The following is a 15,027-nucleotide window of genomic DNA, read 5'->3' on the forward strand; positions in this document are numbered from 1 at the left end:
ATTTAACTTGTATTTCTCGATAGTGGCCCAATATTGACTGCATTCACATCGGTATATTCTTATGATTTAGAAAGAAATTTAATCACTTGATTTATAAAACCGATTAATTTTATAAAAACAAACCGTTTCACCTATTTAATGGTTTGTTCTATCATTCTCTCATCAAATAAATTTACTCCTCTGGAGACGTTAGCAATGTTAGATCAAAATACTTCTGCTCAATTAAAAACCTTACTTGAACGCCTTGAAGGCCCGATTGAAATCGTCGCGACTTTAAACGGCACGGACAAATCAGACAAAATTAAAGAATTGGTGACCGAAGTTGCCGCTTTATCTGATTTAGTGACTGCACGTTTTGACGGTAACAACAGCCGTGCGCCAAGCTTTGGTATTGCAAAAGCAGGTGAAACACCACGTGTATTCTTCGCAGGTCTACCAATGGGCCACGAGTTCACTTCTTTGATTTTGGCATTGTTACAAACCTCTGGTTATGCACCGAAAGTTTCTGACGAAGTACTGAATACCATTAAAGGTTTAGGTCTTAAAGCTGATTTTGATGTATTTGTATCACTAAGCTGCCATAACTGTCCTGACGTAGTTCAAGCACTAAACTTGATCGCAATTTACAACCCTGGCACAACTGCAACCATGATTGATGGTGCATTCTTCCAAGACGAAGTGGAAGAACGCAAAATCATGGCTGTACCAATGGTATTCCAAGACGGCAACCACATCGGTCAAGGTCGTATGACCTTGGAAGAAATCATTGCCAAATTAGACACCAACTCTGCTGCAAAAGATGCTGAAAAGCTAAATGCCAAAGAGGTATTTGATGTCCTTGTGATTGGTGGTGGCCCTGCAGGTAATACTTCTGCAATCTATGCTGCACGTAAAGGTATCAAAACAGGTATCGTGGCTGAACGCATGGGCGGTCAGGTTATGGATACCATGGACATTGAAAACTACACGTCGATTCAAAAGACACAAGGTCCTAAGTTTGCTGCTGAAATGGAAGCACATGTCCGTGAGTACGGTGTGGACATCATGAACTTGCAACGTGTATCTGACATCAAAGGTGCTGACCAAACAGCCAATGGCTTAGTTGAAGTGACTTTAGAGAATGGTGCAAAACTTGAATCTAAAACAGTGATTCTTTCAACAGGTGCACGCTGGAGAGAAATGAACGTTCCGGGTGAACAAGAATACCGTACTCGTGGTGTTGCATACTGTCCACACTGTGACGGTCCATTGTTTAAAGGTAAACGTGTTGCAGTGATTGGTGGTGGTAACTCAGGTGTAGAAGCGGCGATTGACCTTGCAGGTATTGTGGAACATGTAACACTTGTTGAGTTTGATACTAAGCTTCGTGCTGACCAAGTGCTTCAAGACAAGTTAAACAGCTTACCGAATACCACTGTAATCATGAATGCATTGTCTACAGAAGTGGTCGGTGATGGTTCACAAGTGACTGCACTAAACTACAAAGATCGTGCAACAGATGAAATCAAAACGATAGAATTGGCTGGTATCTTCGTACAAATCGGTTTGTTACCAAACACTGATTTCTTAAAAGAAACAGCAGTTGAACTTTCAAAACGTGGTGAGATCGTAATTAACGAGCGCAACGAAACCAATGTGAAAGGTGTATTTGCTGCCGGTGACTGTACAACAGTACCTTACAAACAAATCATCATTGCGACAGGTGAAGGCGCGAAAGCATCATTATCTGCTTTTGATTACATCATCCGTTCTGGTCAATAATTCAGTTTAAACAGAACAACAAAAGCCAGTTTTCGAACTGGCTTTTTTTATGACTGAAAATTTATGTCTTGTTTCATATTTAAATTATCAATAAAACAATTATTTAACTTACTGACGCTTTTCATTTACACAATAATGAGCAAAACAAACCGTTTAAAACTTGTACAGCAGCTTATTTGCACATTAAGATAAAACAATCATCACGGATTGATGGTTGACAATAACAACAAGAATGTTGGTCAAATTCGACTAAATGGAGAAACGCAATGCACTATCAATATCACTGTGCTTGTTGCAATAAAGTATTGGCTTCAAGCGATAAAGAATGTTCCGAATGTGGCTCACATAATATCCGTAGCCCATATGGCTTTTGGATATTTTGCATACTCAGTTGTTTGGCTGTTGCCATTCTATTTAAGAGTATCCAAGTGTATTTGCAACAGCACGATACTGAAGCGACAACCCAACTCAACATCTTTGAAGTACTCAAGCAAGATGGTAAAAATTAAGCTTTTTTTACAACAGCCAAATACAGCCCTATGAACAAGCTGGCAATGTGTAAAATTTTAGCTAAGCTGAATTTAAGCACCGTTATCGGGTCGCGTTAAAGTCATTCAAAGAGATAAGTTAAAATGATGAAAGCCTGAATGATTTCAGGCTTTTTTATGCGCTAGCATCGCCCTGCTCACTTATCTTCACGAGGAAAATTCTTTAAACTATGGCAATAGCAATGAGGTTCTATAGACGATGGTGCAGTTAATCAAAAAAGGCGGTTTACGTGAACGCGCCAATCGTAGCAGATTATACAAGGGCTCTGAAAATACCGAAACCACCCTCAAACCGAACCGTTATCGTGATCATGCTGAAACTACCAATGTTGCACAAGATCCATCAAATACAGCACCATCTAAAGACCAAGATCAAACCAATCCAGAACAATAAAATTGGCACATAAAAAAAGCCAAGTCTTAATACTTGGCTTTCGCTTTGCTAACAGCAATATATTTACTGCTTTTATAGATTGAACATTCTAATTGCGTCGAACCACAACCAAATCGCAAAAATTAAAAATAACGCCCCTGAAACCACATCAATATAACTACCTGACCGTTGGTAGAGTGCTTTAATTTTAGGCAAAGACATAATCATCATAAACAGACTAAACACAATAAAAGTTTGAATCGGAATGATGACAGCAAGCTGTGCTTTTAGGTTACTACTGGCTGATGAACTCAACGCCAGTGAGAACACACTACTAAAATAGATCAGTGTTTTCGGATTTGCTAAATTTGTAAATAAACCTAATAAAAAATAATTTTCAGTTTTCTGCTGACTTAAGGCCTGCCCATCTTCTAAATTGGCTGTTTGATTTAAACTTTTAAGCCCACCACTAAACATCGCCCAACCCATTTTCGCCAAGAAAAATCCACCAACAGCCATTAAAACTTGTTGTATCCATGGAAATTGCTCAACCAGAACCGTAAAGCCCAATAAGGTTAAAACGACCCATACCACAATCCCGACAGAGATCCCCGCAATAATTTTTAAGGTATTTGCACGGGTTGTTGATGCAGCACTTTTAGCAATTAATAATACGTCTGGACCTGGACTCAACTGCGCAACAAAATGTAGCGCGCAGATGGTGAATAACAGTGACATGCTAGCTGATTCATTTGAATTAAAACGTGAAGATTATATCGCCTGTTCAATTTTTTTGTTGGCAACACAAGGTTTATTTTTAGGCCGTATCAAAATTTACGCAAAAAAAAAGCCGAATACACATTCGGCCTTTCATACTGAGTTAATTATTTTTTATTGACATCTTTCAGTTCAATTTGTTTCGCATCTGGCGTCACTTCACGAGCTTCACCATCAATAACGGATGAATCACGACCTGATTGCTGATTTTGCATATCTTGCATTTGACGCATCATATCTGCAAATGGGTTCTGACCTTGAGCACCGCCCATGCCTCCCATATCGCCCATCATGCCACCCATCATTTTTTCCATCATGGCTTGCTGACGCTTCATCATTGTTTTCATCATGACTGCTTTCATGGCATTTTGTACAGGTGGAATCAAAATAAGTAATGCCATAATATCTGAGATTAGACCCGGTAACAGCAATAAGAAACCAGCCAAAATTTTTGGTAAATTTCCAGTTAAAGCTGGATCATTACTCATTTGACCTGCTTGCATTTGCTGCATTTGAGGCATCAGACCTGATGAATATTTACGGATAATATTCATCCCTATAAAGAAGGCCGCCACGAACCAGAAAAAGACATACCACATGCTGCCGACGAGGTCGCCCACACCGATCCAGACAAACACTTCCAGGATCAAGCCTGCTAAAATCAGAAGAAATAATTTCATGAAAATTAAACAAATCTAAGTAAATTAATTTAAGGTGTTGCGTTCAACTGCTCAATCACTATCAAGCTTTTTTGACACGCTTATGTAACAATATGGGCATAATTTTATTTTTAAAGGGCAAATAGGCAAACATGTCATTAATTATCGGTATTGACCCTGGGTCGCGCTTAACTGGTTACGGCATCATCGAAAAGGATGGTTCTAAACTACGTTTTGTCGATGCTGGCACCATTCGTACCGAAACGACAGAAATGCCTGAACGCTTAAAACGTATTTTTGCTGGTATTGATCGCATCGTAAAGTTTCACGGGCCTACTGAAGCTGCGGTTGAACAAGTATTTATGGCTCAAAACCCTGACTCGGCCTTAAAATTAGGTCAAGCACGCGGTGCTGCCATTGCCGCTTTAACCAATTTAGATTTACAAGTCGCTGAATATACTGCGCGGCAAATCAAACAATCTGTGGTCGGCTATGGGGCTGCTGATAAAGAACAAGTCCAAATGATGGTTATGCGCATTCTGAACCTAAGCATCAAACCCCAGCAGGATGCAGCCGATGCTTTGGCTGCCGCAATTTGTCATGCGCATGCGTCTGGTAGTATGAGTAAAATGGCTGTACTGAATGCCTTAGGCGGTATGGCTCGTGGTCGAAGTCGTGTAAGCACTCGACGTCGGTAAATATTCGTCAAATTATATAGATCAGTAGTTCAGACAGTTTTCAAAAGCCCACTCAATCTAGTGATCAAATTTAGCGAATCATTTTAAAAATGCAATAGTCTAATTCATGCAGTGGAATTTCTTGCTGATCGATTTTAGTCACGTCTGCTCGTAAAGGCCCCACCAGACTGTGTTTCAGTATTTTATGAATGGCATCTTCAGTTCCAATAATCAGCGCTTCAACTTCGCCCGTCGCTAGATTTTTCACATAGCCATTTAAACCAAGTGCAATCGCTTGCTGCTCAAACCAACGACGATAACCAACACCCTGCACTTTACCTTGAATTCGCAATTTAACCGCATGCATTTTAGTCTTCATCTCCTGAATGATTGACCACATGATAAACCGCTTGGGCCATATCATGTGCCTGCAAACCACGCATCCCCGACTGCGCCAATACATCACCTGCTAAAGCATGCAGACTTACGATTTCATGCAGATGAATTTGCTGATGGAATTGTGCTTTTAAACTTGCAATCATCCCTGCAAGCACATCTCCCATACCGCCTGTACCCATTCCTGCATTACCTGCGGTGCAAATCCAAAGTTGATCTTCGAGTATCAAGCTGCCTGCGCCTTTAAGCACCCATTGACCTTGAAATTTTTCTTTTAAATACTGAATTGCTTGTAAACGATCTGCTTCAACTTCAGCAGTAGTAATACCCAGTAATTTCGCAGCTTCACCCGGATGTGGCGTTGCATAGGTTCGTGCATTCAAATTTTTAGGTGCTTCAGCTAGAAACCATAAGGCATCTGCATCCAAAACAATTTCCAAGGTTGACTGCTGAATCAATGGAAACCATGACTGAAACTGCTGTTGTGCCCAATCGTCACGACCAAGCCCCATGCCAAAGCTAATCGCATCGACATGATCGATCAGTTGCTGAATCGCTTTTACATTTAATGCATTGATATCGCGTAGCATAATATTCGGTGCGCGCGCCAAAATAGCGGTGTGATGTCGTGCATCACAAACAACGGTGACCTTTCCTGCACCTGCATGGAATGCAGCCTCAGCAGCCATTATCACCGCCCCACCCATTTCAGCATGCCCACCAACAACCAAAACATGGCCATAACTGCCTTTATGACCAAAAGCTTGTCGCTCAGGTAAAGTGATTTTCTGCGGAGACAAATAAGCGAGTGGCTCTAGCTCTGCATCAGTCGGTATACATGCCATCACCGAAACTTCACCTGCATATTCCTTCGCTTGACCTGTAAATAGCCCTGCTTTTAGACCCAATGCAGTAAAGGTATAATCGGCTTGAAATGCGATGGGTAAAGGCTGCCCTGTATTGGCATGTAAACCGCTTGGAATATCAATCGCAACTTTGAGTCCCGTGCATGCATTTAATCGTTGAATAATGGCTTGCCATTCGCTAGAAAGTTCACGATTGAGTCCTATACCAAATAATGCGTCGATATAGACGTCATAATCTCGCTGAAAATCAAAATGTGTATAGATCTTAAGCTTGTGATCTATCGCTTCCTGTACTGCAGAATGTAAGTCCTTCGATGCCCCTATTTCAGCGGCATAGATATCAACTTGAAAGCCTGCTTGCTGTAGGTATTGCGCTGTAAGATAGCCATCACCTGCGTTGTTGCCCTGCCCACAACACACTGCAATATTTTTTAAATTTTGCTGCTTTAACATTAGAATGAGTTGCTGAGCAATCGACCATGCGACCTGCTGCATCAGACCATAACTGCTATTGTGCTGAGCAAACCAACGCTGCTCCCAAGCTTGAATACTTTGGCTAAGATAAACAGGGCTATGGTAAACTTGCAGACGCATTGTTTTTCCTTGTTATGATTATGGCCGCTTCAACTCCTGCACAAAAAATTCCTGTCGATCAATATGATCCAGAAACCCTAAAAGCATGGATTAAAGCACAAGCCTTAAATTTAGGTTTTTCTGATTGTGTCATCGCAAAGCCAGATGCTCAAGAGGAACTCCCTCGTTTTAAAGAATATTTAGAGCGTGGTTATCATGGCGATATGAAATTCCTAGAGGAAAACCTTGAAAAACGTGCCAATCCAGCACTTTTAGTCCCCGGCACCCGCAGTATCATTTGTGTCCGCATGGATTATTTGGTCGAAACCCCAAAACCACGTTATGTTCCTGATGAGCCAAACTCAGCCATCATTGCACGCTATGCACGAGGTCGTGACTACCACAAAGTCATGCGTGGTCGTTTAAAAACCTTGTCGAATATCATCCGTGAAAAAATCGGAGATTTTGAATCTAGACCCTTTGCCGACTCTGCACCAGTGTTTGAAAAATCCTTAGCTGAAAATGCAGGCATGGGCTGGACAGGCAAACACACCTTACTGATCCATAAAAAATCAGGCTCATTTTTTGTATTAGGTGAGCTGTTTACATCACTCGATTTGCCTTTTGATTCGCCGGCAACCAAACATTGTGGTTCATGCACAGCCTGTATTGATATCTGTCCAACTCAGGCCATCGTTGAGCCCTATATGTTAGATGCACGTAAATGCATTGCCTACTTAACCATCGAATACAAAGGCATCATTCCTGAAGAATTACGCCGTGGCATTGGCAACCGTGTGTTTGGTTGTGATGACTGTCAACTTATCTGTCCATGGAATAGCTTTGCGCATAAAACTCAAATTGAGGACTTTTATCCACGTCATGGCCTCGACCAAGTGAGTTTATTAGATCTTTGGCAATGGGATGAAGCCACTTTTTTAAGCTGTACTGAAGGCAGTCCTATCCGACGAACAGGCTATCAAAGCTTTATGCGAAATATCGCCATTGGCTTAGGCAATGCACCATACAGTTCAAATATTGTGCAATCATTAAAAAATTCTCGCGAAAAACATGACGCGATTGTGCAAGTTCATATTGATTGGGCAATTGCAGAACAAAACTCAAAAATGCTTTAAGGGTTTTTATTCTCTATTTTCCAGATCCTTACAAAGTTTTCATTTAAGCTAAAACTTAGTGACGTAATCCAAGAAAATTAATTTTTTAACTAAAAATAAACATTGCAGCGATTGTGCTGTCATTTAGCATAACTTTGTAAGTATCTTAAATATCAAAAGTTCTTTGAAAAAGTCATTTCAATGTATTTTAGCTAAATTTCAATGTTACAAAATAGTCTTGGAAGTCTGCAAATTTTACGTATGATGATCTGCATTAGGCAGAAAATATGGATTATTTATGAGCTACCGAAATGACTGGACACATCCAGAAATACAAGAGTTGTATCAACAACCATTGATGGATTTATTATTCCAAGCACAGACCATTCACCGTGAATATTTCCAAGCCAATCATATTCAAGTCAGCACCTTACTTTCGATTAAAACCGGTAAGTGCCCTGAAGACTGTAAATATTGCTCTCAGTCTGCACATTATGACTCTGGATTAGAAGCTGAAAAACGTCTGGCTGTGGAAAAAGTCATCAATGAAGCGAAAGCTGCGCTTGCCTCAGGTTCTTCGCGTTTTTGTATGGGCGCTGCATGGCGCAATCCACATGAACGGGACATGCCCTATGTGCTAGAAATGGTGCGTGAAGTCAAAGCGCTGGGACTTGAAACCTGTATGACCCTTGGCATGCTGAATCAGTCTCAAGCAGAGCGCCTACATGAGGCAGGCTTAGATTATTACAACCATAACCTCGATACCTCTCGTGAGTATTATCCCAATGTCATTAGCACGCGTAGCTATGATGACCGTTTAACGACGCTAGACTATGTTCGCCAATCTGGAATGAAAATCTGTAGCGGCGGAATTGTGGGCTTAGGTGAAAGCCGTGATGACCGTATCGCCTTTTTGATGGAGTTGGCAACGCTGCCGATTCATCCTGAATCCGTGCCGATTAATCTACTTGTCCCTATTCAAGGTACCCCACTTGCAGAGGTTGAGAAACTTGATGTGATCGAATGGATTCGCACCATTGCAGTCGCACGGATCATTATGCCAAAAAGCTATATTCGACTCTCTGCAGGTCGTGAATCCCTGAGTGATTCAGAACAAGCTTTGGCATTTATGGCAGGTGCAAATTCACTCTTTTCTGGTGAAAAACTCCTGACCACGCCAAATGCAGGCGAAGGCAAAGATCAGCATTTATTTAGCAAACTCGGTTTAGTGGCTGAACAGCCCAAACCAACTGCTGCACAGCTTTCAACTGATGCTATGCAAATGGCTTAAAATAAGCCCCGAAGTTCGGGGCTTAGTTCAATTGAATGATCAGTGATAGGTATCAAAGTGCAATGCAAGAGATGGTGCGAATAAATGAAATGGCTAAATCACCATGAGTAGGGAAAATATATCGTTTACTTAACAAAGTTATGTGCTGTTATTAAAATTCCATAGCCTGCATTTAAATAATCCCCTTCACGAATAATGTCTTGACCATTGGCATGTTGAACCACCAATTGCTGCTGAATCGCATCATAATGAAAAGATTCAAAGCAATCTTGATGTTGTAATAACCATGCAATGGTATCTGCCATATTGGCATCGACGGTATAACGCTCGGCTTGAAAATCTTTACTCATATCTGCATGAAAACTGTGAATGTGATTCTATTTTAATGATTTCAATATTGACCGGCATTAAAAAAGTGAGCTTTCGCTCACTTTTTTTCGGCTGAGACTCTGCATTACTTTGTCACACCGCACTTACGACATTCCTTGTGCGAACCGATTTCTTCCATTTGCTCGTATTCGTAAATATGCATGCAAAATAGTTTTCTGAATAATTGAAGCATGTTGTTAAAACTCCCGTTTATTTATTAATGTGCTTCTGAATATTTCGTCCTGAAATATTATGATCATGCCTAAACACGCCATAGCTAATTTATTAGCATATTTTTCCAATGAGTCAAATATCTTTACTTTAAAATGACACAATTTCGGATAATCGGTTATTTTTAAGCCTTCCTTATATTCACCTGAGTTATAAGGATTTTTATTAATATCAACATCACAGATATAGATTAATTTTCAGCAAATTTTGCATAAAAAAACTCCCCCTTAGGAGAGTTTTTTCAAATAGATGATCACATGAGTAACGTTATTCACAAGCCCAGATTTAAACGTTCTGACTGGCAAACTTCGCACGTGCAGCATGCAATTTTTTATAGCTATCAATCAGACGTAAATGACGATCTAAACCTTCAAGTTGCATATTGGTTTCAGTTAAACCGTAGAAGCGAAGACTGCCATCCATTGAACCAATCACTGCATCCATACGTTCGTCACCAAACATACGACGGAAATTATGTTCATAGTCATTGAGATCTAAGTCATCGTCCAATTCAACTTCTAAAACTACATTCATGCATTGATAGAACAAACCACGTTCGACCGTATTAGTGTTGTACTGAAGGAAGGTTTCGACCAACTCTTTTGCTTCTTCAAATTCTTGTAAGGCAATATAGATCAGTAGTTTGAGCTCAAGAATCGTTAATTGGCCCCATACCGTATTGTCATCAAACTCAATCCCAATGAGCGTCACAATATCCGTGTAATCATCCACCTCAAGCTCTTCTAAGCGCTCAACCAGTGACACTAACTCGTCTTCATCTAGGCGATGAATGTTTAAAATATCTTCACGGAAGTCCAAAGCTTTGTTGGTGTTATCCCAAACCAAGTCTTCAACCAAATACACTTCAGAATAACCCGGAACTAAAATACGACATGCCGTAGCACCAAGATGCTGGTAGACCGCCATATACGCTTCTTTGCCCATATCTTTTAGAATCGCAAACATCGCTGCGGCTTCTTCCGCATTGGCATTTTCGCCTTCTGCAGTGAAATCCCACTCTACAAAATCATAGTCTGATTGTGCGCTGAAGAATTTCCAAGACACTAAACCACTTGAGTCAATAAAGTGTTCTACAAAGTTATTCGGCTCTGTGACTGCATTTGAACTAAAGGTTGGTTTTGGTAGATCGTTTAGACCTTCAAAACTGCGACCTTGTAGAAGCTCAGTTAAACTACGCTCTAAAGCCACTTCAAGTTTTGGATGTGCACCAAATGAAGCAAATACACCACCTGTACGTGGGTTCATTAAGGTTACGCACATCACAGGGTACTGACCACCAAGTGAAGCATCTTTTACCAATACAGGAAAACCTTGTTCTTCTAAGCCTTGAATACCCGCAACAATACTTGGATATTTGGCTAAAACCTCTTCAGGGACATCTGGTAGAGCCAATTCACCTTCTAAAATCTCACGTTTTACTGCACGTTCAAAGATTTCAGATAAGCATTGAACCTGCGCTTCTGCCAAGGTATTCCCTGCACTCATCCCGTTTGACAAGTATAAATTTTCAATCAAGTTTGATGGGAAATACACTGTTTCACCGTCGGACTGACGGACAAATGGAAGAGAGCAAATACCGCGTGCTATATTTCCTGAATTGGTGTCATATAGATGTGTACCTAATAACTCATTTTCTGGGTTATAAATTTCACGTGTGTAGTCATCCAAAATTTCGACAGGTAACTCGCCTTCTGGGCCGGGTTGGAACCATTTTTCATCTGGGTAATGCACAAAGTCAGCATTGGCAATCTCTTCACCCCAGAACTGGTCGTTATAGAAGAAGTTGCAATTGAGACGTTCAATAAATTCACCCAAAGCCGAAGCTAATGCGCTTTCTTTGGTTGAGCCTTTACCATTGGTAAAACACATTGGCGATTGTGCATCACGAATATGTAGAGACCAAACATTCGGCACGATGTTACGCCATGATGCAATTTCAATCTTCATGCCTAAACCAGCCAAAATACCTGACATATTGGCAATGGTTTCTTCTAAAGGCAGATCTTTACCCGGAATAAACGTGGTACTGTCTGACGCTAAATTTGGCATAAGTAAAGCTTGTGCATCTGCATCAATGCTTTCAACTTCTTCAATGACAAACTCAGGACCAGTTTGAATCACTTTTTTAACCGTGCAGCGGTCAATTGAACGCAAAATACCTTGACGGTCCTTTTCAGAAATATCCGCAGGTAGTTCAACTTGAATTTTGAAAATTTGCTTATAGCGGTTTTCAGGATCAACAATATTATTTTGTGATAAGCGAATATTATCTGTCGGAATGTCTCGCGCCGCACAATACACTTTTACAAAATACGCTGCACATAAAGCTGACGACGCCAAAAAGTAGTCAAATGGTCCAGGAGCAGAACCATCACCTTTATAGCGAATAGGTTGGTCAGCAATTACCGTGAAGTCATCAAATTTGGCTTCTTGTCGAAGGTTATCGAGATAATTAACCTTAATTTCCATGTGGGCACCTAAATATTCTTATGTGTCAGTGCAACACATAAAAATGAAAACATAAGCCGAATAACTGTACGACATTGACTTAAAAATGTGAGGCCAGTACCAATCTAAGCGCTGTTGGGCACGGTACTGAGAAGAATGGGCATTATTATAAGGTTATTTTGACTGTTTGATAACTTTTGTCGTGATTTACATCACGATAGGATTCGACACTTTGTGCATTTTGGTCGAATCCAAGCTCAACTGCTGCAACTACAGCCAATTTGTTGTGTTAGTGTGCAGCCGTGAAGAAAAAGGCTTGTCTTTTAAAAAAATCTTCGCTAGTATGCTTTGCGTCTGAACTTGTTGATAAATAACACATTCAGAATATAGGGCCTATAGCTCAGTTGGTTAGAGCAGCGGACTCATAATCCGTTGGTCCACAGTTCAAGTCTGTGTGGGCCCACCATATAAAACAACCCCTTACGTGTACTAATCGTAAGGGGTTTTTTAATGTTAAAAACTAAATAAAGTCAGTCTAAGCCTTTAAAAGATATGGCAGATAACCTATAGATACGTACAAAACTTCAAGCCAGCTTGAGTAAACCACGATTGCTTAATACGAGAAGTAGGTTATAAAAAAATACATTCAAGAAAAATATAAAAGCTTAAGTTCTAAATACCCGTAAATTAAGTCACGATTTGTTATACTTAAAAGATATTATTTTATTCATTATAAGCAAATGTTTTTTTGATTCATGACTTTTAGAAATACTACATATTTCGCATTTTAAAAGCGCAAAAATTAAGACTCAACCTGTTCAGGCTTTCTTAAGTCCAAATAAAACTCAATAATTGACCAAATAACAATCAAAGCAAACATAGCAACAGCGAATAACACAGCAGTTAAATAAATCATGCTTGAGTTCTCCGTTAGAAAACGAGTTAAGACCAACAGGTTAAAAGTTTTAACCTACGACAAAAGTCTAATAAGAATTTCTGACGGTGCCTAGCCATATTTAGCAAATTTTTAAGAGTATTTTTATCTATGATGATAGCTTTGCTATATAAAATTTAACCGATTTATTGCTAAAAAATATAAGACTTCAGCCCTCTTTTTTAATCCGATTTGAAATATATGCACAATTCGGATCAAAGCTCACTTAAATGCTCTTGACTCATAGGACAAACAAGCAGAAATTACACCTTTTTTAAATCACCGTATCACCGACTATGTTGAAAAAGTTTATTGGCGAATCCGCATTTAAATTGGCGGGCTGGAAATACCACGTAGAACCTGATGTTTTAGAAAATAAACAAGTGATCGTCGGCTTTGAACACACCTCAATGATGGATGCTGTTCTTTCATTGGCCCTTTGCCAAATTTACGACATTAAAATTCACACGCTGATTAAAAAAGAACTCTTTAAAGGTCCATTTAAACCTGTTCTTGAAGCGATTGGCGGTATTCCTGTAGACCGTAAAGCCAATAAAGACATCGTGACTCAAATGGTTGAGCATTTTGAAGTTAACGAAAAATTTAATTTAGTCATTGCTCCAGAAGCGACCCGTGCAGTACGTGGTGAAGCACGAAAACCAATTCGTACAGGTTTTTGGTATATTGCTAAAGCAGCAGGTGTGCCGATTGTATTAATGTATGCCAACTCAAAAACCAAACAAGGTGGTATTTTCGGTAAGATTTACCCGACTGAGCTCGATCACGATTTAGCCTTAATCAAGCAGCTCTATAAAGATAAAGTAGGTTTAGACATCGTGATCCCAGAACCTAAAAATAAAGACTAAGCGCAATTCACGTTTTTTAAGATATACGTATTTAAAGATATAAATGTATCGTGCTCCACGCATTGTACATTTATATCTTCCTGTTATAACAGGATCAGACTCCCCCTTTTAGCCCGATTCTCATCATAAGAAAAATTACAGTACGGGCGTTTAGACATTTCACATTATTTTCTCAAATTTGGATATTTTTTTTTCATCTACTCAATTCATGAAATCCAGTACTTTCACACAAAAAAGCCATTATGGTAGAATTTGCTCAATTTGATAGGCATAAGGCCAATCTACAAGGAGCATATTTCGCATGGCGGGTCATTCCAAGTGGGCTAATACTAAGCATCGTAAAGCAAAACAAGATGCAAGCCGCGCTAAAGTATTCACAAAATTTATCCGTGAAATCGTGACAGCTGCACGCTTAGGCGGCGGTGATGTAGCGTCTAACCCACGTTTACGTGCTGTTGTTGAAAAAGCATTAGTTGCAAACATGACACGTGACACCATTAACCGTGCGATCCAACGTGGTGTGGGCGGTGAAGAAAATACCGATCTAAAAGAAGTAACCTACGAAGGATATGGCGTTGGTGGTGTTGCAGTCATCATTGAAACAATGACGGATAACTTGAACCGTACTGTTCCTGACGTTCGTCATTGCTTCTCGAAAACTGATGGTAATTTAGGTACTGCAGGTTCAGTGGCTTATATGTTTACCAAACGTGGTGAGATTACTTTTGAAGATGTTTCTTTAGAAGATCAAATCATGGACATCGCTTTAGAAGCAGGTGCTGAAGACATCGAAGTAGATGAAGATGAAATTCTAGTTATCACCACACCTGAAACTTTCGGTGAGGTTCAGGATGCACTTGCAGCAGCAGGTTTAAAATCTGATAACGCCGAAGTGGTCATGAACCCTTCAACTAAAGCGTTAATTTCAGATATCGAACAAGCGAAAAAAATCATCAAAATGATTGATATGTTTGAAGATCTAGACGACGTTCAAAACGTGTATACCAACGTTGAATTTACCGATGAAGTGATGGCTGAGTTAGAAGCTTTATAATTCAATCGACTGAAGTATAAAACGCACCCATCGGTGCGTTTTTTATTGCCTAGCTTTCAACTGTTTGA

At 39.9% G+C, this 15,027-nt stretch carries 14 protein-coding genes and 1 tRNA gene; 9 read left to right on the plus strand and 6 right to left on the minus strand.

Annotated elements, in window-relative coordinates; genetic code table 11:
• Nucleotides 1–195 precede the first annotated feature (195 nt).
• The 3 genes from ahpF to M5F03_RS03770 all read left to right on the plus strand — a co-directional run bounded on the left by ahpF (nt 196) and on the right by M5F03_RS03770 (nt 2,703).
• Complete coding sequence (gene ahpF / locus M5F03_RS03760; protein ID WP_249706715.1) at nt 196–1,761, plus strand: alkyl hydroperoxide reductase subunit F; 1,566 nt, start codon at nt 196–198, stop codon at nt 1,759–1,761.
• A gap of 266 nt (nt 1,762–2,027) precedes the next feature.
• A complete protein-coding gene (locus M5F03_RS03765; protein ID WP_180094142.1) occupies nt 2,028–2,270 on the plus strand; it encodes a hypothetical protein in 243 nt (80 codons plus the stop codon).
• Nucleotides 2,271–2,508: 238 nt separating this feature from the next.
• Nucleotides 2,509–2,703, plus strand: coding sequence for a hypothetical protein (locus M5F03_RS03770; protein WP_180077594.1), 195 nt, complete (start codon nt 2,509–2,511; stop codon nt 2,701–2,703).
• Nucleotides 2,704–2,775: 72 nt separating this feature from the next.
• Here M5F03_RS03770 and M5F03_RS03775 read toward each other — a convergent pair whose 3' ends face one another.
• Together M5F03_RS03775 and M5F03_RS03780 are read right to left on the minus strand one after the other, a co-directional pair.
• Nucleotides 2,776–3,420 (minus strand): LysE family transporter, encoded by a 645-nt coding sequence (locus tag M5F03_RS03775; protein WP_180094140.1) that lies wholly within the window; start codon nt 3,418–3,420, stop codon nt 2,776–2,778.
• A 146-nt stretch (nt 3,421–3,566) separates the two neighbouring features.
• The gene (locus M5F03_RS03780) at nt 3,567–4,139 is read right to left on the minus strand and encodes an FxsA family protein (protein WP_078192890.1); all 573 of its coding nucleotides are present in this window, start codon (nt 4,137–4,139) and stop codon (nt 3,567–3,569) included.
• A 131-nt stretch (nt 4,140–4,270) separates the two neighbouring features.
• Between M5F03_RS03780 and ruvC the strand changes: the two genes are divergently transcribed.
• On the plus strand, nt 4,271–4,816 hold the full coding sequence (gene ruvC, locus M5F03_RS03785) for a crossover junction endodeoxyribonuclease RuvC (RefSeq protein ID WP_078189034.1): 546 nt from the start codon (nt 4,271–4,273) through the stop codon (nt 4,814–4,816).
• A 70-nt stretch (nt 4,817–4,886) separates the two neighbouring features.
• Here ruvC and M5F03_RS03790 read toward each other — a convergent pair whose 3' ends face one another.
• Nucleotides 4,887–5,162, minus strand: a complete 276-nt coding sequence (locus M5F03_RS03790) for an acylphosphatase (protein WP_249706823.1) — start codon at nt 5,160–5,162, stop codon at nt 4,887–4,889.
• A gap of 1 nt (nt 5,163) precedes the next feature.
• On the minus strand, nt 5,164–6,651 hold the full coding sequence (locus M5F03_RS03795; RefSeq protein ID WP_249706717.1) for an NAD(P)H-hydrate dehydratase: 1,488 nt from the start codon (nt 6,649–6,651) through the stop codon (nt 5,164–5,166).
• A gap of 20 nt (nt 6,652–6,671) precedes the next feature.
• Between M5F03_RS03795 and queG the strand changes: the two genes are divergently transcribed.
• A complete protein-coding gene (gene queG, locus M5F03_RS03800; RefSeq protein WP_078193286.1) occupies nt 6,672–7,766 on the plus strand; it encodes a tRNA epoxyqueuosine(34) reductase QueG in 1,095 nt (364 codons plus the stop codon).
• 277 nt (nt 7,767–8,043) lie between these two features.
• Nucleotides 8,044–9,036 (plus strand): biotin synthase BioB, encoded by a 993-nt coding sequence (gene bioB, locus M5F03_RS03805; RefSeq protein WP_249706720.1) that lies wholly within the window; start codon nt 8,044–8,046, stop codon nt 9,034–9,036.
• A 125-nt stretch (nt 9,037–9,161) separates the two neighbouring features.
• Here the strand turns inward: bioB and M5F03_RS03810 are convergent, their stop codons facing one another.
• Both M5F03_RS03810 and M5F03_RS03815 read right to left on the minus strand, forming a co-directional pair.
• On the minus strand, nt 9,162–9,386 hold the full coding sequence (locus M5F03_RS03810; RefSeq protein WP_180034670.1) for a hypothetical protein: 225 nt from the start codon (nt 9,384–9,386) through the stop codon (nt 9,162–9,164).
• Nucleotides 9,387–9,921: 535 nt separating this feature from the next.
• A complete protein-coding gene (locus M5F03_RS03815; protein ID WP_249706721.1) occupies nt 9,922–12,126 on the minus strand; it encodes an OsmC domain/YcaO domain-containing protein in 2,205 nt (734 codons plus the stop codon).
• A 368-nt stretch (nt 12,127–12,494) separates the two neighbouring features.
• Here M5F03_RS03815 and M5F03_RS03820 point away from each other — a divergent pair.
• From M5F03_RS03820 to M5F03_RS03830, 3 genes are all read left to right on the plus strand, one after another.
• Nucleotides 12,495–12,571 (plus strand) — tRNA-Ile (locus tag M5F03_RS03820).
• Between the two features lie 764 nt (nt 12,572–13,335).
• On the plus strand, nt 13,336–13,905 hold the full coding sequence (locus tag M5F03_RS03825; protein ID WP_180077584.1) for a 1-acyl-sn-glycerol-3-phosphate acyltransferase: 570 nt from the start codon (nt 13,336–13,338) through the stop codon (nt 13,903–13,905).
• A 301-nt stretch (nt 13,906–14,206) separates the two neighbouring features.
• The gene (locus M5F03_RS03830; protein WP_078194353.1) at nt 14,207–14,959 is read left to right on the plus strand and encodes a YebC/PmpR family DNA-binding transcriptional regulator; all 753 of its coding nucleotides are present in this window, start codon (nt 14,207–14,209) and stop codon (nt 14,957–14,959) included.
• Nucleotides 14,960–15,027 lie beyond the last annotated feature (68 nt).

This window comes from Acinetobacter amyesii, assembly GCF_023499985.1.
GTDB lineage: Bacteria > Pseudomonadota > Gammaproteobacteria > Pseudomonadales > Moraxellaceae > Acinetobacter > Acinetobacter amyesii.